The following is a 19,658-nucleotide window of genomic DNA, read 5'->3' on the forward strand; positions in this document are numbered from 1 at the left end:
TGAAAGACTTGTAAGTAAATTATTCCACATAAAAAATCCCATTCAAAACTGAATGGGATTCTTAAGTTAATATCTGCGATTTATAAATTCATAATATAACGTTTTTGATAAAAAAGTTTCATTCTGATATCGCTGAATTTCTCCTTCTCTCGGATCATCGACAAATAAACTTTCTAAATTATTCTGCTTGAAATACTCTCTGCGGACTTCATCATTAAAATTTAAACTGCTCAGGAATCTTGGTTCTACACCTTTGTTTACTGAAATATTATAATTTGTTATGAGATTTCCCCAGTTGACAAAACTGCATAAAAGTATCGTTCCGTAGAAATACCAAACCATATGGTTTATAAGATAGGCATTTGTCTTTTGTCTGGTGATTTTGAGAAAAGTAATGACCAGCCCAATAATTGCTAAGATCAGAAAAGCGTAAACGCCTAATCTTTTATATGTCAATCCGAAAAACGAAACGTATTCTGAATTTTTTATAAACGTACTTACAATCAGAATACCGTTTAGAACAATCCAGAGTTTAGAAAGGCTTTTTAGTTTTGAAGCCTTTTCATCAAAGTTGAATCCGCCTTTAAAATAAAACAAGATTACCCCAACAGCCATCAAAATAGAAAATATAACCGAATTTACTCTTTCGTGTGTAGCTGCACTTAATTGAGACGTTTTCACAACCTCAAAAAATTGTTCATAATTATACGTTACAATAAAAACGAGAAGCAGTGCATTGAGCAGAAATAATGTAATCTCTCCACTCTTTCTTTCAAAATCGAGGTCAAGAAATGAAAATGTATTTTGATTGGTAACCTCGCTTATGTTACTAAAATCATTTTCCAGAAGTTCATTTTTATCATAACAGATATCCGGAATCCAGTAATTCCAGAAAGTAAATGAAATATAAAATCCAATACCGGAAATCAGGAAAAGCTGCAGAATGTCAATATCTAACCGATAATCTGTAAACAGAGATGAAAAGTGATCACTTCCGAAAGAATAAACTATAAAAAACAAAATTAGAAATACGGCAGGAATCATAAAATAAGCAATCAGCTTTTTCGCCCAGTTATTATTGATTTGTCTCTGCGGAAGCCATTGATTAAACATTAAAATACGTCCCAGAGAGGCAAATCCGTTTAAGAATACCAAAGGAAAGACCTGAATAACCTTCAGCTTTGTTTCCTGTGTTTTAAACTGTAAAAAAATAACAGACATAGACATTGCCAAAAAAGACGGAGGATCCCCATACCAGGCAAAAGCAAGGCACGATAAGACCGATGCAACTACTAAAACCAGATGAGACCGGTGTGTAAAACGATCCTGGAAGTTAAAACAAATAAGGCCGGTTAAAATCAAACCGAAAACGCCAAGGTTAAGCCCTGGCCCTTCCTTGTAAAAAAGCAGTAGAAAAGCAATACTGCAAACTAAGATTAATTGGATTTTTTTCATGATGATTAAATTTAAAAGTACTTTGTAATTCAAAGTTTTTAGATAAAAAATTTTTGTTGTTAGAATTTCATTAATTTTTCAAGATTATTTAGATGCTCTTTAAAAGCGGCGCGCCCAAGATCGGTAACTTTATAAGATGTTTTAGGTTTTTTGCCCACAAACTCCTTTTTTATTTCAATATATTCTGCTTTTTCCAGTGCAGAGGAATGACTTGCTAAATTACCATCTGTGATATTCAAAAGCGTTTTCATTTCTGTGAAGTCAATCCACTCGTTTACAATCAGAATAGACATTATACCTAATCTGACACGACTTTCAAAATCCTTATTTAATTTATCAATGATTCCCATTGGCCTATTTGTATTTTCTGAACATTACTAATCCGTACAAGATATGTAAAATACCAAAACCAAGAATCCAAAAAATCAAACCATATCCTAAAAAGAAAAGAGATATAAATCCTAAAATCAATTGGCAAAAGCCTAAATATTTGACATCCGAAAATGTATATTTTTCTGCATTAACAAGCGCCAGTCCATAAAAAATTAAAGTTGCCGGAGCTATCAAAACATATATCTGATGATACAAAAGTGCCAGGCAAAAAACACCTCCCGCAGTTAAGGGAACGGCCAGATTAAAAAGCATATTTTTTGTTGCTGTAGTCCAGACAGGCAAATTGTCTTTTTTGCTTTTTCTAAGTGTAAAAAATATTCCAAAAGTCAAAGCAAAAACCAAAATGATAATCCCTGTAAGAATTAATTCTGAAACCAGATTAGCAGAATATAAGACATGTTCATCATTGAAGTAATCCACTCCGTTTACTCTAAATAACTGGTAAACATACATTCCTCCTATCAGAGCAGATAGTCCGGCAAAAACTCCCGAAAGCCCGCTTAGGGATATAAATCTTGAAGAACGCTCCATCATAGAGCGGATATGTGACAAATCTTCTTGGTGCTTCTGATTCATAATTAAAGTACTTTGAGATACAAAGTTATATTTTATTTTGAAATGACAATACAAAAAGGCAGCTTTTTTGAGAAAAGGGATTCAGGAATTAATTTACTTCATAAAGATTATTCTCATTTGTTTCAAAATTTTGAAATTTATACAATAAAGAAAACATTACATAACGCTTTAAAACATTGCTTTCTGAATCTACAACAGCTGTTGGAGTGATTGTTCTCGAAGTACTCTGATTTTGATTCAGCAAATCATAAACTTTCATTTTGAGTGTAAACTGCTTAGCGAATTTGTAGGATAAACTAGTATTCCACAAATAGAAATCTCTTTTGTATGATCCCGAAATATTCGAATTATTGGTATAACCAAAGTCGTTGCCCAGGACCCAATTCTTAGGCCAGAAGCTTGTCATTTCGATATTAAAATTATGAGTCGTATTTGAAGTTGAACTTAAAGAAGTATTGTTGTATCGTGTGTCATTGTATGCGAAATTATATAACGGTTTGATGCTTAACAAATCTCCATACTCATACGTAAATACAAAACCAGGTGTCAGTCTAAATGTTTTTGCCTCATACAGCTGACCATTTGTAAAACCTTTATCAAAATTATAATTGCCATACATATTAAATCGCAGTCCAAATGTATTTGCCTCTTTCTTAATGGTTTTATTCCATTCTCCTCCTAATAACATATTGTATGTGCCCTCTACATTATCAAATGTTGAAATTTGTTTCCCTGAAGTGGTGTAGGCAGAGGTTCCCACAATCTGATTATCATAATATGTTGTATTAAAATGAACGTAATAACTCGAACGCGACTGAAAATCGTAATTTGAAAAACCTGCCTGCAAAAAATGAAAAGTTGAAGCTTTTAGATCAGGATTTCCTGTTCTAACAACTAAAGGATTATCTAAATTGGCAACTGCCAAAACCTGATTACTACTTGGAATTGAAAATTTACGCTCATACATCATAAGTATAGCTTGCGATTTTGTAATTCTGTAATTTGCATTAATTGATCCATTTGGTATAAAATAATTTTTATTCAAATCTGTTGTTTCCTTTAAATAAAGTGCATGATTTTCAGTCTTGATAACGGAAGTTCCTGTAGATACCATTAAATTAAATTTGTGCATACTAATATCAAAACCCAATTTCGGGTTCACTTCAAAACTATTAAAAGAGCTAAAATTACTAAGCGATTCATTAAAAATATCATATTTAGAATCCTGACCATTGCGATCAAATGTTTTTTTATCGTCTATCGTTTTTTCATAATCTGTAGTTACTGAAATATTTAGATTTAGTGAATCGGTTACTGGTTCTTTATATTGAAAAGTCCCTGTATATTTATCTCTATTATTTTTTTGAATAACATTCTGATTACGCAAATCATCAGGACTTGTTCCCAGTGCAAAAACTGTCAATGAATTTACCCTTGAATCTAAATCGTTTTGTGAATTTTCATTTTCAAGAGAAGCAGTAAAATATCTTCCTTTTTTCTTTGAGCTTGAAAAAAGCCTAATGGTATTTTTGAAATTAGTTTCATTTGTTTCATTTGTATTAAAAGAACTGCTGGAATTGATTAACTGATTATTCTCATCCCAGGTTTTTTTATCAAAATTATCTGCTGCTGTAACTTTTCCTGCTACAATGGCCGGTGAAAAGAAAATTCTCATTGAAGGAGAAACATTATAGCCAAAATGTAAATTTGCATTATGTTTATTAGAATCCCGATCGCTTTTTGAAGCAGATTTAGCTGTTAAAGAACCTGTTGGAAGTAATGTAAGTTCTGTTGTTCTATTGGTATTGTCCGAATTGGAATTTGTAAAATAATAATTCAAATCCATATCTGATCCCTTAAACCATTCATCAGTGTAATCTAATCCTGCCATATTCGTTTTTACCACTCCTGTTCCTCTGCCGCCTGAAGCTCCCGAACCATCGTTTCTTCCACCTCCCATACTATCAAAAACGTCATCCATAGAAAAGCCGGATGCATTAATATTATTAGAAGAAGCTAAAAAACTGATTCTTTTTTTTTCATTAAAATAACTCATTAAAGCACTGCCTTCATATCGCTCTGAGCTTCCGTAACCGCCTAATACTTTGCCAAACAAACCTTTGTTTTTATCTTTATCGATTGTTAAATTGATTGAAACATTCTCTGATGTCGAAGCTTGTTTGGTAAATTCCTGTTCCTTGGTTTTAGCGTCCGAAACCTGTACTTTATTTATCAACTCAGCCGGAAGGTTTTGAAGTGCCACTTTTCCATCGGTATCAAAAAAGGGTTTTCCGTTAACTAAGATCTGGCTAACCTTTTTGCCGTTTACCGTTATTTTTTTGTCTGTATCAACCGTTACACCGGGTAATTGTTTTAACAAAGCTTCTACATTGGCATCCGGGCGTAATTTAAATGAAGAAGCATTAAATTCTATGGTGTCTTTTTTTATCCGGATTGGAGCTTCATTTTTTATAACAACTTCATCCAATTCAATATCGTATTTTTTAAGCCTGATAACTCCTAAATCAATATTGTGAGTGAGTGTTTCTATCGTATCAGAGAACTCCAGATACCCTTCTGCTGAAATTTTTAAGATATTATTTTTATATCCTGTTTTGGTTTCTAATTTAAAGAGACCATTTTTATCTGAAAGTGTATAGGCTGCTACAGATGAATCTTTTGTATGAATCAAATAAATCGTAACGGATTCGATGGGCGAATCTTTTTCGGTAACAATTTTACCACTGATAACGGCATTTTTTTGCGCTAAAGAAGAAAGACCGTGCAAGAAAAACATCAGAAAGCTTAGCGTTTTTATCTTGTTTTGTATTGAAAAAAAATTATTTAAAAGAACTAAATTCTGAAAATAAAATGTGGGGAACAGAAGGTTTTTAAACATGGTAACAGATATTCTTGTAGGGCTTAAATTGTTTTCATTTTAATAGGAGCAAACTTAATTTATAAATTTTAACAAATTGCAACTAATTGTTAAAAAATCAGGAAACAGAATCGAATAAATGTTAATTTTTAGTCTGTCTGAAAAAACCTTTTTCTAAAACAGCTAACCGGTTTTTGAAACTTTTTAAAAATGAATGGTTATGGTGGCTGCGAATCTGCGTGAGGGATAGAAGTAAGCTACCGAAGTAGCACGGATAGCCCGACCCAAGTATAAACAACAAAGCCTACTCGAATGAATAGGCTTTTTTTATGAATATTTTAATTCAATTATTTTTTGGCACTTCTCATTTTGCGGGCCAAAAGTGTGTTTTTAAGTAACATTGCAATTGTCATTGGCCCTACTCCACCTGGAACCGGCGTAATGAATGATGCTTTTTTGCTTACTTCATCAAAATCAACGTCACCTTTAATAACATACCCTTTTGCGTTTGATGCGTCGTCAACACGTGTAATTCCAACGTCGATAACAGTTACCCCATCTTTTACCATATCGCCTTTTAAAAATTCCGGAACTCCTAAAGCTGTAATAATGATATCGGCATTTTTAGTGAATTCAGCTAAGTTTTTAGTACGACTATGTGTTAATGTAACTGTCGAATCTCCAGGATTTCCTTTACGGCTCATCAGGATACTCATTGGACGTCCAACTATATGACTTCTTCCAATTACAACAGTATGTTTTCCTGAAGTTTCTACTTTGTAGCGCTCCAGCAATTCCATAATTCCGAATGGTGTTGCCGGAATAAAACTTTCCATTTCTAAAGCCATTCTACCAAAGTTCGTAGGGTGAAAACCGTCTACGTCTTTGTCAGGATCAATTGCCAATAAGATTTTTTGCTCGTCGATATGTTTTGGCAACGGTAACTGAACGATATATCCATCCAGATTATCGTCCTCGTTTAACTCTTTAATTTTAGCAAGCAGTTCCTCTTCGGTAATGGTTTCCGGCAGACTTACTAAAGTTGAATCAAATCCGATTTCCTGACATGATTTTACTTTACTTCCTACGTAAGTTAAACTTGCACCATTTGTTCCAACTAAAACTGCTGCCAAATGAGGTACTTTTCCTCCGGCATCTTTTATTAGTTGAACTTCGGCTGCAATTTCGTTTTTAATGTCGTTAGATGTTTTTTTACCGTCTAGTAGCTGCATTGTGTTGTTTCAGGTTTAAAGTTTCATGTTTCACGTTACTTGCGAAACTTAATATTTATTGAATTAAAAAAGTTTCAAATTTCAGTCTCTAACTTGAAACCTGAAACTTGAAACTTTTAATTTTATTATCTCGGCATTCCGCCTGGCATTCCTTTCATGCCTCCCATCATTTTCATCAGGTTTTTTCCGCCAGGACCCTGCATCATCTTCATCATCTTGCTCATTTGGTCAAACTGCTTCATTAACTGGTTTACCTGCTCGACCTTGGTTCCTGAACCTTTAGCGATTCTGGCTTTCCTTTTTACGTCGATTATGGCTGGCTTGCTTCTTTCGATTGGTGTCATCGAGTGAATGATCGCTTCAATATGCTTAAAGGCGTCATCTTCTATTTCTACATCTTTCATGGCTTTTGAAGCTCCCGGAATCATTCCAACCAGGTCTTTCATATTACCCATTTTCTTTACTTGCTGAATCTGCGTCAGGAAATCATCAAAACCGAATTCGTTTTTAGCGATTTTCTTTTGAAGTTTTCTTGCTTCTTCTTCATCAAATTGTTCCTGAGCTCTTTCTACAAGAGACACAACGTCTCCCATACCTAAGATACGCTCAGCCATACGATCCGGATAGAAAACATCAATTGCTTCCATCTTCTCGCCTGTACCTACAAATTTGATTGGTTTGTTTACAACCGATTTAATCGAGATTGCTGCTCCACCACGAGTATCACCATCTAATTTCGTTAAGATAACTCCATCAAAGTTCAGGATATCGTTGAACGCTTTTGCTGTATTTACGGCATCTTGTCCTGTCATTGCATCCACAACAAACAAGGTTTCCTGAGGCTGAATTGCTTTGTGGACACGTGCAATTTCGTCCATCATTTCCTGATCTACCGCTAAACGACCTGCTGTATCGACAATAACTACGTTAAAACCGTTTGCTTTGGCATGTTTGATTGCATTTTGGGCAATCTCTACAGGATTTTTATTTTCCGGTTCTGAGTAAACCTCAACACCTATCTGGTCTCCCACTACATGTAACTGGTTTATCGCCGCAGGACGGTAGATATCACACGCTACTAAAAGTGGTTTTTTGTTTTTCTTTGTTTTTAGAAAATTAGCTAATTTTCCTGAGAATGTAGTTTTACCTGAACCCTGAAGTCCTGACATTAAAATAATGCTTGGATTTCCGGAAAGATTAACTCCTGCAACATCTCCTCCCATTAATTCAGTAAGTTCGTCTTTTACTAACTTTACTAATAATTGTCCTGGCTGCAATGTTGTCAAAACGTCCTGACCAATTGCTTTTTCTTTTACTTTGGTTGTAAAATCTTTAGCAATTTTAAAGTTAACATCGGCATCTAAAAGGGCACGACGAACTTCTTTTAAGGTATCGGCAACGTTTACTTCTGTAATTTTACCGTGTCCTTTTAATATATGGAACGCTTTATCTAACTTATCACTTAAATTATCAAACATACTATTTTCTTTATTTGAAGTGCAAAGATAATCTAATTAGATATTTCAGGCAATTTTTATTTATGTGCAATTTTTTGCCACGAAGGTACAAAGACACAAAGTTTATTTTGTTTTTTCTTGTCAAGACACAAAGTTTTTTGTTTCTCGCAGATTTATCAGATATCAGATTGTTTTTAGATAGAATAGGAGAAAATCAGCTATATGTGATAAATCTGCGAGAGCAAAAAAAAGCGCAAAGAATAAAAACCTTTGCGCCTTTGCGCCTTTGTGCCTTTGTGGCAATTTCTTATTAGAATTGGAAATAAATAAACGGCTGTGAACCTGCAACGGCTGTTGCGTAAACAATCCAGTACACAAAGCCTAAAATTACAGCTTTTAAAAGTAAAGGTGTTTTATCAAAAACAAATTTCATTTTGTCTGTAATAACTTCAGGTAGAAAGTGCCAAACGTAACCAAAAAGCATTAGTAAAAACACATTTTTATATCCTAAAAGAATAGCTTTCCAATTTTCCGGTTCGAATGTTAGCTGACCAATATTATTAATGACCTGCAAAGCCGTATCGAAATCTCTGGCACGGAAAAAGATCCAGCAGAAAACTACAAAATGAAATGTAATTACGATTGAAAAGAATCTCCACAAGAAATTAGGACTTTTATCTTTTTTTGAAGGAAAGAATTCGCTGAAAATTTTATGAACTGCCAATGCCAATCCGTGTAGTGCTCCCCAAACAATGAACTGTGCTCCCGCTCCATGCCACAATCCTCCTAAAAGCATTGTAGTAAACAAGTTAAAATTGGTTACAGTGGTTTGGTTTTTCTTTTTTGAAAGCAAAAATGTCAGACAAAATAGTATAATTGACCCAATAGCGATTACCAATGGTATGATACTGGTATTGATATTTGACATCCCCCAAAGTAATAGTCCGAAGAAGAATAAACTCGGGAATAAAAATCCGGCAAAAGATCCTTCGCGGTTTCCTCCAATAGAAATGTATAAAAAGTCTTTTAACCAGGTTGATAAGGAAATATGCCATCTTCTCCAGAAATCGGTAATCGAAGTCGATTTATACGGGGTTCTAAAATTGACCGGTAATTTAAAACCTAATAATAAAGCAATTCCTATCGCCATATCTGAATAACCTGAAAAGTCACAGTAAATCTGAATAGCATATCCGTAAGAGGCCATTAAATTTTCAAATGAGGTGTAGGTCATTGGTGTATCAAAAACACGGTCAACAAAATTTACTGATATATAATTTGATATAACTGTTTTCTTAATTAATCCTCCGATTATAAGAAACAAGGCGTTGTTTACATCTTGTTTAGTAAGATTTAATTTTTGATAAATCTGCGGAAGAAAATCCTTTGCACGTACAATTGGTCCGGCAACCAGTTGCGGGAAGAAGGAAACGAAGAAAAGGTATTCGATATAGTTTTTTGTTGGTTTGATTTCTTCACGATAAATCTCAATAATATAACTCATCGACTGAAAAGTATAAAATGAAATCCCAACCGGAAGAAAAACATTGTGGAGTTCAAAATTCCCCTTGAACATATCATTGTAAGTCACAATCATAAAGTTCATGTATTTGAAATACCCCAGTAATCCTAAATTCAGAATAACACTTATTACGAGATATATTTTCTTTACGGTATCTTTCTTTTCCCTGTAAATAATCTGGCTTAATCCATAATCTACAACGGATGAAAGCAGCAATAACAAAAAGTAAATTCCGCTCGACTTATAATAAAAGAAAAGCGAAAAAAGAATTACGTATGTTAAACGCAAATAAAATGTTTTACGCAAAAAGGCGTAAACAAAATAGAAAACCAGAAAAAGCCCCAGAAATAAACCGGTGTTAAATAATAACTTTTCATCCGGATTGTATATAAACCAACCTTTAACCTGCTCGATTGTTATTGTACCAAAATTATGAACAAACCAATCATTTATGCTATTACCTGTTATCAATTTACTTTTTTAATTTAAAATTATCGTATGCTCTTAAAAATGCTTCGGTAAAGAGTTTTCCTTGTTTCTGATATCCTTTTTTAGAATAATGAACAAAATCCGGACCTATTAAACCTTCTGATCTCAATTTTCGGACTCCGTTAATGCCTCCAAATTCATCGTATAAATCCCAAACGGCAAAATCTTCTTTTTCTGCAATACTATTAATACGTTCTGCATAATCTTTAACGTAAACATTCGGCTTTCTTCCACGGTGAAGTGATGGCGGCGGTGTCATAACAATTATCGGAACATCAATTTTCTGTTCTTTGAGATTGCTTATAAATTCGCGTAATTCTCTCACATAACCAGAGGCTTCCATATTGTCGTAACTTTCATTTGTCCCTAGTGAGAAAATCAACAAATCAGGATGCAAAGATTTTAACTGCTCAAAAAACAAAGGATATTTATTATAATCTGAGAATTTTGCACCGTTTACTCCAATTCCGCTATAGGTTACTCCCGGAGCATTTTTCTCTAAAACAATTCCGCTAAGTTCATAATCTGCTGCTTCTTTATTTGGAATCAGATAAATTTTGTCTAATGCTTTTTCTGAATTATAATAATAAGAGAAGGAATCAGATGTAAGGTCTAAAGGAACATATTCTGAAGTTTTAATATTTTTAGGTCTTGTTTCTTTGGTAGGAATTCTTAATATTCTTCCCGCACGAATATTATTTGATTTTAAACCATTTGCCTTTTTAATTTCGGCAACAGAAACATTGTATTTATCGGCAATGATAGAGATTGCTTCTCCTTTTTTTATTTTATGCGTGATCACTTTTGGTTCCGTCGACTGAATAATATTTGTTTTGGACGACAGCGCAAGATCAAACATTTTTTGATTTTGAGGTGTAATGATGTGAATTGAATTAAACTTATACGCTTTATCTTTTACGTTCAGTTCTATTACAAAACCTGCATTATCCCTCCAAAGCCCAATTCCGCTTAGACCAACAGGATATTTTTTTGCCGGAGAAATGTTTCGGTAACTTTCCCAGGTTCGGTTCGAATAAAATCGTTCGTTATAAGAACCATTTGTTTTGGCCAGTTGATACGGAAAAACAAAACCTCTTCCTGCATTTCCGAATTTTTGCTGGAGTTTTTTTCTGATTTCATTAGTCATCAAATCCCCCTGAATGTGCGAATCACCAATATGCACAATATTTATTTTCTGATTACTGGCAGTTTCGTTTTCGTTTAATTTCTGAAAAACACTTTCTAAAACTTTAGCATTATATATGTGATTTCCTGTATAGGTTTCCATCATTGCCGAATCGATTTTAGCACTCATGTTTTTAGTTATTAAAAGTGGGACAGATTTTTGCGCTTCAATATTTGCTGAACATAAAAGACCGCAAAAGAAAATAATTAGTTTATTCATTTACACTATCTTTTAGAACAGATACGGAATCTGTTTTCGTTTTTCTGACTGGTTTTGGCTTTTCTGCCGTTTCGCGTTTTTCACGCAGTACTTTATATTCTTCGTAGCCTTTATTTAGCTGGCTGTATAATAAGTTTCCGATTGCTTTTGCTCCACGCTGATTAAAATGCGTATAATCTTTATTTGCTCTTGCCGGAGATTCATCTGCCCATTTTACCATAGATCCGTCACCTCCCATTAGTGTATAAAGGTTTACAAAACCGGATTCTGTATCAAGTGCATATCTTTTTTGTGCTTTCATCAAAGGAACTACTGCTGAGTCGGTTTTCATTTCAAGATCATATTTTGTCGATTTATCAGCTGTTGAAACAATCAAAATTGAAACTCCCGGAAAAGATTCTTTTATCTTATTTACGGTCTTCGTCATTCCTTTTTGGTACCAGGAATAGTTTTTGGTTCCGTAATTCAGTACGTTAGTTCCATAATGCAAAATAATCAGGTCATATTTCAGGTTGTTATTGAAGGCCTGCATAACACCTGCATCGAACATTGAAATAGGCAATCCTGAATTTCCTCTTTGTGAAAAGTTATCGACATGGACTCCGCTTCCGTTATCAAAATTAAAACCATAAATCGGAATAGAATCTGACTGTGTAAAATTTGCTTTGAATGTTTTTATGCTTCCTGAACTAACTTTTAGGGTATTAACCAAATTGCTCGGATTAAGCATTTTACGCAAAGTATCTTTTCCTATAATGAAATTAACATTTCCCTTTTTGTGTGATTTTCCGTAAAACAATGTTGGATTATCTAAGGCGGTAGAAAATTTATTCAAACCTGCTTCGTATTGTACCCAGGTCGTATTGGCTTTATCATTTGCAAAAAACACATGTCCGTTTACACCAAAAGGACTTGTTGGTCTTTTTACATTTAGGTAGGATTGTGTTTTCCAGTTTTTAGAAAAAAGTGTTTTTACAGAACCTCTTGAGGCTGAAGATTCTGAAATTATCGAAACAAAACCAACTCCGTTTCCACCAAAACGTTCTTGATAATTCATACGGACATCCTGTACAATTAAATCTCCGTCGGTCATAGAGTCTCCATAATAAGCTATTCTGACTTTATGTTGCGGATTTTTTTCCAGCTGATATAGTTTTTCGTAAAAAGAAATCAGGTATTGGTATCCTTTGTAATTCTCGAAAGTTTCAGACGGAAATTCGATTCCCTCAACGCCATCAAAAACAATTTTTTCACGGGCTTCTTCTCTTTCGTCTTCTGTAATGCTATCTGCATCCTTAGACAAAGAATCATTTGCAACCGATTCCAGAAGAAGGCTGTCAATAAGTACATTCTTGGAATCTATTTTACTATCCGAAAAAATTTTATCCGGTAAGATTTGTTTAAATCCAATGAATGCTATAAATGCTAATGCTACAATGGCAAAAGACTGAAAAAAATAAGATTTTGTATTCACTTAGTGCTTATAAATTTTGAAGAAGGTTTTTAAACGGTATGATATTTAATCTTTTTAAAAAACATCCGCAAAGATAGGATTAAACGTTAATTTTTAATTGTTTTTACTGATTAAAAATTAAAACAAAAAAAGAGGTCAGATAAATCTAACCCCTCTCAAAAAAAATAAAAAAAACAAAGCTAATGATTAACTAGATTTTAAAACCGTTTTCATTAAAAAACAGTCTGTTTCAGATCTATTAGAATGTTGTTGTGCTATTAGCCTGATATGCAAAATTAAAAGTATAATATCTCGCTACAGCAGTTGCAGGATCTGGATTTGCAGGTGCACCTTTATAATAACTTAAGATTTCAAATTTTGCATATTTACCATCATGAGTTTTTACAACAAATACTTTTCCTGCAATAGCAGAAATAATATTGTTTGATGAATTATAATTGTACCAACCCTTGTCGCTTCCTGTTGGAATTGCAAGAACTGTAGCAGCATCCTGAGCAAAAGTACTTGCAGCAGGAAACGCAGTTACGCTGGCAAATGTACCTGAAACTATACTCACTGCTGCAGATCCTTTTCTTTCTGGTTCACCTGCATCTGTGGTGATAACTTTTGTTCCTCCATTGACAATAATTGTTGTTCCGCGGAAAGCAATATCCCAATTATCATTAGTTACAATTTTATTTTCCGAGAAACTAAATCTTGTATATTCTCCACCAACCGGCTGTCCTTGTCCCCCTGTCTGTGGTGCCGGAAGATCAGAAACTTTTGTTGTTACAACTGCAGGAATTGTATCGTCTTTCTTGTCATCATCATTGCTACATGATGTTATAAAAATAGTTAGCGCTAAAAGCGAAAGTTTTAAAAAATTTGTTTTCATCGTAAAGGTGTTTAAATAATTGTTTGATTAAAAATTATATTGAATTCTTGCAAAAAGCTGTCTCCCCGCAAGGTTTGGTATTTGATCCGGATCTTTATAATCAAATAAATTATTGGCTCCTGCCTGTAGTAATAATTTATCTGTAATATTTTTGGAAGCGGCTAAATTTGCAATGAAATAACCATTTACAAAATCGTCGTATTTGTCTAAAATCTGATTGTTGTTTGAGTCAAATATTCCGTATTTGCTTCTGTAGAAAACACGTAAGTTGATATCTGTTTTAATTTTCGGAATAGTATATGCAACTTTTAGATTTGCTGTATGTTTGGATCTGTTGTATAATCCGAAATAATCTGATTTACTGATTTCAACCGTTTGTAATTCTGAATTTCTTATGTATTTATGATCATCAAAGTTGTCTACAACTGATTTGTCTTTAGCTATTAAATACTGATATCCCAGTGATACTGAAAATTCATTGCTAAACTTATAAGTTGAGTTAAATTCTGCTCCATATGTAAAAACTTTGCTTCTGTTGAAATAACTAAAAACATTTTGTCCATTGTTTTTTTGAGCAACTATTCCAGTATCTATTAAATTACTTATCGAATTATAAAAAGCATTTACATCCAATCTCAGTTTGTTCTTTTTGTAGAAAGTTCCAAAATTGTAGTTAACAGCACTTTCAGCTTCCAAAGGTTTATCAAAGCTTATTCCTTCTATTCTTTTCAAAATCTGACCTTCACTATCAAGCTGGTTCAGGCGGTCTTCAGCAACATTGTAACCCAAAACGGTATACCCAACTGATGGATTTGTGAAATCAAAAAATAATTGGCGGAAATCCGGTGCTTTGTATCCATAACCAACTGACCCTTTTAAAGAAAAATTCTCGTTGAATTTATAATTTACAGCCAATTTTGGACTCAGTTGAGACGCATATTCACTATGATTGTCATATCTGAATCCAGCAAGAATATTCCATTTCTCATTAGGATTATAATCGTATTGTATAAAAACATACTGAGAATTAAATTTTACATCCTTATCAAAATAGGTTCTGTCTAAACTCTCATAATTTAATCCTATTCCACCTGTTAGCTTGTCACTATCATTTATTGCTAAAGTTGTTCTGGTTTCAGGTCGAAAAAGCCATTGGTTGTAATACGTCCTATCATAAAACACATTATTTGGGTCATTTAAAAATGAATCATTCTTATAATTTGTCGTATACAATTCATATTCTGAGTATAATCTGGAATTCCATTTATGCTCAAATTTAATTTGTGAATTCCATTCATTTTCCTTTGCGTCTCCCTTGTAAATTTCAGATTCAATTAAGGCAACATTATCCATCTTTTGATTATAGAAACGATTGCTTACAGTCAGTTTTAGATTTTCTGAAAAATCATAATATAATTTTGGCTGAATGGTATAATTATAGAAACTTTCGACATTTTTAACAGCTGTAGTTTTATCCAGATCATACCCATCGGTTGAATAAAAATTTGTAAATAAATTAGCTGAGAATTTTTTCTTTTTCCAAAGAATATTGGTATTAGCATCATTGGTATTGAATGTGGCATAGCGATATGAAACAGTACCTTCCAATAGATCTTTTTTAGGTCTTTTTGTAATTACGTTTATAACTCCTCCCATAGCCTCTGAACCGTATAAAGCTGACGAAGCTCCTTTCACAATTTCAATTCTGTCAATATTTCCTACTGAAACACGTGACAAGTCCAAAACTCCTGAACTTCTGCCCACAAGAGGCACACCATCGATTAAGATCATTGTATAGGCAGCATCTAATCCTTGCATTTGTATGCCTTCAAAACCACTTTCATCCGGAATCAAAATAATACCTGTTTGTTCGTTCAAAATTTCATTTAATCTTGTTACACCAGATTTTGCAATTGCCTCAGACGTAATAATTGTTATTGGCAACGGCAACGAAGAAAGCGCTCTTTCTGTTCTCGTTGCTGTAACAACTGTTACTTCTGATAATTCATTTGCATCTATACTATCTTTTTGCTTTTCCTGCGCCGAAAGATTTACTATAAATAAAATAGCTGCAAAAAGGGTAATTTTTATTTTCATTATTTTTATTCATTCTTAATAGTCGATGCAAATATATAATTATTTTTATTCAATCTAAATTAAATTTATATATTTGCAAAAATTATAATAAATAAAACTAACTATGATTACAAAAAGCCTTTACTTTTCAGCCATTATGGCTTTAACATGCAGTCTTGGTTTTGCTCAGGATGCTAAAAAACAACAAGACATCAAATCAATCAAATCAATGTGTGGTTGTTATGAAGTGAAATTTAATTTCACAGAAACTTTTCAGTACCCAAAAGATTCTCTTACTTATAAGCCATCAAAGACAAAACATGATTATGGATTAGAATGGGTACAATTAGTAGAAGACACGCAAAACAAAATCGTTATGCAGCATCTTCTGATTGTAAGCGATAAAATGATCATCAAACACTGGAGACAGGATTGGTTATACGAAAACACCGATTTATATTCATTTGACAAAAACACTTCATGGAAATACAATAAACTGTCTAAAAAAGATGTAAAAGGGCAATGGACTCAAAAAGTGTATCAGGTAGATGATAGCCCAAGATATGAAGGAACGGCAAGCTGGGTACATGTTGACGGTACAGATTACTGGACAAATATAGCCGATGCACCATTACCAAGAAGAGAGCATACAAAACGTGATGATTACAATGTTTTGAAAAGAAGAAATATTCATGAAATCACCAAAACTGGCTGGAATCATGAACAGGATAATGATAAATTGATCAGAGATGATTCTGGAAAAGATTATTTATTAGCGCAGGAAAAAGGAATGGACGTTTATACCAAAGTTCCGGATATTAAATGTATCGCAGCACAAAACTGGTGGAAAGAAAATAATGCTATCTGGAAAAACGTTCGCGACAAATGGCAAACTCTTTTTGACAGACATAAAGACTTAAACTTAGAACCAACAGTTGATAAAAAACCTTTATTCACGTTTTTGTTTGATTTGAAACCAGACACTTCAAAAGCTGAAACTGATGCAATTATCGACAAGTTTGTAAAATAAATATTTAGTGTTAGTTGTAAAAAAAAGTGGCTGTCTCAATATGAGACAGCCACTTTTGCAATACACAGATTAATAATCTAATATTCGTCTTCTAAAAAACCTGTTCTTCTGTGACCAACATAAAGAATGTCATATCCGGCAGGGTCACTACTAAAATGAGCTTTAAAAGAAATTTTATCTACAGTATGTCCGCCTTTAGTTACTCCAGCTCCCTTTTCGATTTTACCTTCTGTAATAGTTACTGTAGTACCCGATTTTAAAACATTGGATGAATTATCTGCTGAAAAAGTTCCGTTTTTGGTGTCAACTGTCACTTTACATTTAATTACATTTCCCTTTTTAGCATCATCAATCCACATCGTATTGTCATTTGCTGCAGTATTATATGTTGAATGTAAAACGTGTTCTTTAACTACATGTCCATTAGAATCAGTAAGGGTAATGAACCAGCTACCCGCCATTTCTTCAACAGATGTTCCTCCCGGATCATTATCTCCCACCTCATCACAAGCAACAAATGATGTAAGTACAAGCATTGCCACAAGTACATGTGTTATATTTAGTCTTAATTTTTTCATTTTAATAATTTTAAAGTTGTACTTGAGTTAATGTTGAAACAAAAGTATATGGAGTACCATCACTGGCAGTCCAGGCGGTTGTTAGTACAAGTGTTTTAGCAGCAGCATTAACAGTTAAACCCGTTATATTAGCAACTCCCCCAAAATACGTATTACCTAATGGGTTTCCTGGAAAAGTAAAGGTGCTGGCAGAAATGTCCCCTGTAATCGTTCCGCCTTCAGTAGCAGAAGTTATACCTATTTTTCTCCCTATACTATACCAGCCTCCAAAGGCATCAGATACTCCGAAACTACCATCTGTATTCTTCCATATATAGATGTATTTCTGGTCTACTGAACTTCCTTGGGTTGAAGGCAATAATGCACCATTTCTTTTTGTGGTAGAAAGATAAACACCTTCAATACTATTTACCAGATTGCCAGTTTTATAAACAACTACTTTTCTGGTTATAGCTTTTTTAAAACCATCCTGATTAGTCGCGGTATAAGTTTGGGTATACTCATCAGATTGGTTAACATCAAGTGTTTTAGCGTGTCTGAAATTTCCAGAATAGCTTACTACAGTTGGTATTACCTTTCCGTTCTCTTTTGCTACGACTCCCGGATCTGAAAAAGTTCCTCCTAGCGGTACAAATAGTGTTTCAGCGCCATTAATTTCAATTGTAGGGTAATTGGTAACTTTAGATACTCCGCTTGTTGAGTCTGTATCACAAGCAGTAAAAAGCACTCCACTAATTACTACTGTCATCAGTTTTATGAATATATTTTTCATTTTCATTTTTTTATTAGTTAACGTCCCACCAAACCGGGTCAGTAATCTCTTTTAAAGCTGGCGCATTTGGATTTCTTGTTCTTACGGTACTAGGGAGAACAATTCTTTTTGGAAATAAATTACCCGTTTGGTTGTTTACTGAGATAGCAAATTGTCCCGGAATATAAGAATCACTAGTCTGAGGTACAGTAGATACTTTAGGATATCCTGTTCTGTTTTGCTCTAAAAAAGATTCATAGCCATTTCCTGGGAAACTTGCAATCCATTTTTGTGTAATAATTGCTTCAATTTGGGCAGCAGTGCCAGTTGCAGGGAATTCATATTTTCCGCCTGCTGCTAATAAAGAAGATGCATTTCCTCCGAACCTGGTTATTCCAGCCGTAACACCAGCATCATATTTAGCTTTGGCACCTGTGCCTCCATAATATCTTGTAAGGGCTTCAGCCTGTAAAAAGCAACTTTCTTCTTTGCTAATGAAAAACACAGGAGTAAGAGGGCTTAATGTAACTAAAGAAAGATTAGTAGCAGTATTTAAGAAATCTCCCTGATTGTTAGGATTACCAGCTCCGTAATACTTTCCTAAACGCGGATCTGCGTTTGCTTGAAGGTAAGAATACAAAGTCTTACTGGCTCTTAAATTCAGAGTAGAATTTAACTGTCTTCTATCTGATTCAAATAAAGGATTACTTCTGTCTGCGGCGTCAACAAACTGAGTCATACCAGCGTCAGTATCTAAGAATGCTGCCCCTGAATTAATTAAAGTTGTAATTCCAGATTGTGCTAATGCAGGATCTACTTCTGTTAATCTCATATAAAGTTTTAACAATAAAGTGTTACCAAACTTAGTCCATTTTGTCATGTCACCTTTGAAAAGAAAATCATCGGCACCAGGATCATCACCAACAGAAGTACTTAAATCTTTTGATAATGCCAATTTTAAATCAGCAATCATTAAATTATAAGTTTCTTTTCCGCTGTTGAATTTAGGTTGCAAAATACTTGGGTTATTAGCTTCAGAGTAAGGAATAGCATCGTATAGATCTGTTAAAACTTGTGAACCTTCAACTTCAAGTATGGTAGCCATTAAATAATATTTTGTATTACCTTGTTTGGCAGCTTGCGCCTTTACAACCCTGATATCATTTAATGCATCATACATTGCTGTATATGCAGCAGCGTAATCATTTGTTCCAATACTATACTGATCAATGGCTTTGTATTGATTAGAAGTATTGTTTTGTGTCCAGAATTGAGACCAAAACCCACCAATTATAGCGTAGTATGATCCCTGAGCACCAACCAAACCTGTGATACCGGCAGGAAAAATGGTACTATTAGCTTGTCCAGGGATTAATTCATCTGGATTTCTATTAATGTCAAATGTCTCATCACACGACACCAATAAAAAAAGAGCGGTTATTAATGTTACTATCTTTTTCATTTTCTA

At 33.8% G+C, this 19,658-nt stretch carries 15 protein-coding genes; 1 reads left to right on the forward strand and 14 read right to left on the reverse strand.

Annotated features, from left to right (window positions below):
* Nucleotides 1-66 precede the first annotated feature (66 nt).
* From DCO46_RS14210 to DCO46_RS14265, 11 genes are all read right to left on the reverse strand, one after another.
* On the reverse strand, nucleotides 67-1,455 hold the full coding sequence (locus DCO46_RS14210; RefSeq protein WP_116753178.1) for a DUF4173 domain-containing protein: 1,389 nt from the start codon (nucleotides 1,453-1,455) through the stop codon (nucleotides 67-69).
* A 59-nt stretch (nucleotides 1,456-1,514) separates the two neighbouring features.
* The gene (locus DCO46_RS14215; protein WP_116753179.1) at nucleotides 1,515-1,805 is read right to left on the reverse strand and encodes a winged helix-turn-helix domain-containing protein; all 291 of its coding nucleotides are present in this window, start codon (nucleotides 1,803-1,805) and stop codon (nucleotides 1,515-1,517) included.
* 4 nt (nucleotides 1,806-1,809) lie between these two features.
* On the reverse strand, nucleotides 1,810-2,424 hold the full coding sequence (locus tag DCO46_RS14220) for a hypothetical protein (RefSeq protein WP_116753180.1): 615 nt from the start codon (nucleotides 2,422-2,424) through the stop codon (nucleotides 1,810-1,812).
* An 88-nt stretch (nucleotides 2,425-2,512) separates the two neighbouring features.
* On the reverse strand, nucleotides 2,513-5,221 hold the full coding sequence (locus tag DCO46_RS14225) for a TonB-dependent receptor (RefSeq protein WP_165828956.1): 2,709 nt from the start codon (nucleotides 5,219-5,221) through the stop codon (nucleotides 2,513-2,515).
* Nucleotides 5,222-5,649: 428 nt separating this feature from the next.
* Nucleotides 5,650-6,534 carry a bifunctional 5,10-methylenetetrahydrofolate dehydrogenase/5,10-methenyltetrahydrofolate cyclohydrolase gene (locus DCO46_RS14230; protein ID WP_116753182.1) on the reverse strand — a complete coding sequence of 295 codons (885 nt, stop codon included), beginning with the start codon at nucleotides 6,532-6,534 and terminating at the stop codon, nucleotides 5,650-5,652.
* 125 nt (nucleotides 6,535-6,659) lie between these two features.
* Nucleotides 6,660-8,012 carry a signal recognition particle protein gene (ffh, locus tag DCO46_RS14235; protein WP_116753183.1) on the reverse strand — a complete coding sequence of 451 codons (1,353 nt, stop codon included), beginning with the start codon at nucleotides 8,010-8,012 and terminating at the stop codon, nucleotides 6,660-6,662.
* Between the two features lie 289 nt (nucleotides 8,013-8,301).
* A complete protein-coding gene (locus DCO46_RS14245; RefSeq protein ID WP_116753185.1) occupies nucleotides 8,302-9,984 on the reverse strand; it encodes an MBOAT family O-acyltransferase in 1,683 nt (560 codons plus the stop codon).
* A 1-nt stretch (nucleotide 9,985) separates the two neighbouring features.
* Nucleotides 9,986-11,407, reverse strand: coding sequence for a GDSL-type esterase/lipase family protein (locus DCO46_RS14250; RefSeq protein WP_116753186.1), 1,422 nt, complete (start codon nucleotides 11,405-11,407; stop codon nucleotides 9,986-9,988).
* Complete coding sequence (locus DCO46_RS14255) at nucleotides 11,400-12,881, reverse strand: SGNH/GDSL hydrolase family protein (RefSeq protein WP_116753187.1); 1,482 nt, start codon at nucleotides 12,879-12,881, stop codon at nucleotides 11,400-11,402. The genes DCO46_RS14250 and DCO46_RS14255 overlap by 8 nt, the downstream gene beginning before the upstream one ends.
* A gap of 238 nt (nucleotides 12,882-13,119) precedes the next feature.
* A complete protein-coding gene (locus DCO46_RS14260) occupies nucleotides 13,120-13,755 on the reverse strand; it encodes an HmuY family protein (RefSeq protein ID WP_116753188.1) in 636 nt (211 codons plus the stop codon).
* A gap of 27 nt (nucleotides 13,756-13,782) precedes the next feature.
* Nucleotides 13,783-15,852 carry a TonB-dependent receptor plug domain-containing protein gene (locus tag DCO46_RS14265; RefSeq protein WP_116753189.1) on the reverse strand — a complete coding sequence of 690 codons (2,070 nt, stop codon included), beginning with the start codon at nucleotides 15,850-15,852 and terminating at the stop codon, nucleotides 13,783-13,785.
* 103 nt (nucleotides 15,853-15,955) lie between these two features.
* Here DCO46_RS14265 and DCO46_RS14270 point away from each other — a divergent pair, with 103 nt between their 5' ends.
* A complete protein-coding gene (locus DCO46_RS14270) occupies nucleotides 15,956-16,861 on the forward strand; it encodes a DUF6607 family protein (protein ID WP_116753190.1) in 906 nt (301 codons plus the stop codon).
* A 77-nt stretch (nucleotides 16,862-16,938) separates the two neighbouring features.
* Here DCO46_RS14270 and DCO46_RS14275 read toward each other — a convergent pair whose 3' ends face one another.
* Genes DCO46_RS14275 through DCO46_RS14285 form a run of 3 tightly spaced genes read right to left on the reverse strand, consistent with a single transcriptional unit; the run spans nucleotide 16,939 to nucleotide 19,652 of the window.
* Entirely contained in the window at nucleotides 16,939-17,439 is a 501-nt protein-coding gene (locus tag DCO46_RS14275; protein WP_116753191.1) for a lipid-binding protein, read from the reverse strand.
* Nucleotides 17,440-17,449: 10 nt separating this feature from the next.
* A complete protein-coding gene (locus tag DCO46_RS14280; protein WP_165828958.1) occupies nucleotides 17,450-18,211 on the reverse strand; it encodes an immunoglobulin-like domain-containing protein in 762 nt (253 codons plus the stop codon).
* Nucleotides 18,212-18,224: 13 nt separating this feature from the next.
* Nucleotides 18,225-19,652, reverse strand: coding sequence for a SusD/RagB family nutrient-binding outer membrane lipoprotein (locus DCO46_RS14285; RefSeq protein WP_116753193.1), 1,428 nt, complete (start codon nucleotides 19,650-19,652; stop codon nucleotides 18,225-18,227).
* Between the last annotated feature and the right edge of the window lie 6 nt (nucleotides 19,653-19,658).

The organism is Flavobacterium sp. HTF (assembly GCF_003105115.1).
Taxonomy (GTDB): domain Bacteria; phylum Bacteroidota; class Bacteroidia; order Flavobacteriales; family Flavobacteriaceae; genus Flavobacterium.

Coding starts and splice junctions, on each gene's coding strand:
- DCO46_RS14270 (WP_116753190.1), top strand. CDS start 15,956: ATGATTACAAAAAGCCTTTACTTTTCAGCCATTATGGCTTTAACATGC.
- DCO46_RS14275 (WP_116753191.1), bottom strand. CDS start 17,439: ATGAAAAAATTAAGACTAAATATAACACATGTACTTGTGGCAATGCTT.
- DCO46_RS14250 (WP_116753186.1), bottom strand. CDS start 11,407: ATGAATAAACTAATTATTTTCTTTTGCGGTCTTTTATGTTCAGCAAAT.
- DCO46_RS14225 (WP_165828956.1), bottom strand. CDS start 5,221: ATGTTTTTCTTGCACGGTCTTTCTTCTTTAGCGCAAAAAAATGCCGTT.
- DCO46_RS14230 (WP_116753182.1), bottom strand. CDS start 6,534: ATGCAGCTACTAGACGGTAAAAAAACATCTAACGACATTAAAAACGAA.
- DCO46_RS14280 (WP_165828958.1), bottom strand. CDS start 18,211: ATGAAAAATATATTCATAAAACTGATGACAGTAGTAATTAGTGGAGTG.
- DCO46_RS14220 (WP_116753180.1), bottom strand. CDS start 2,424: ATGAATCAGAAGCACCAAGAAGATTTGTCACATATCCGCTCTATGATG.
- DCO46_RS14285 (WP_116753193.1), bottom strand. CDS start 19,652: ATGAAAAAGATAGTAACATTAATAACCGCTCTTTTTTTATTGGTGTCG.
- DCO46_RS14215 (WP_116753179.1), bottom strand. CDS start 1,805: ATGGGAATCATTGATAAATTAAATAAGGATTTTGAAAGTCGTGTCAGA.
- ffh (WP_116753183.1), bottom strand. CDS start 8,012: ATGTTTGATAATTTAAGTGATAAGTTAGATAAAGCGTTCCATATATTA.
- DCO46_RS14260 (WP_116753188.1), bottom strand. CDS start 13,755: ATGAAAACAAATTTTTTAAAACTTTCGCTTTTAGCGCTAACTATTTTT.
- DCO46_RS14265 (WP_116753189.1), bottom strand. CDS start 15,852: ATGAAAATAAAAATTACCCTTTTTGCAGCTATTTTATTTATAGTAAAT.
- DCO46_RS14210 (WP_116753178.1), bottom strand. CDS start 1,455: ATGAAAAAAATCCAATTAATCTTAGTTTGCAGTATTGCTTTTCTACTG.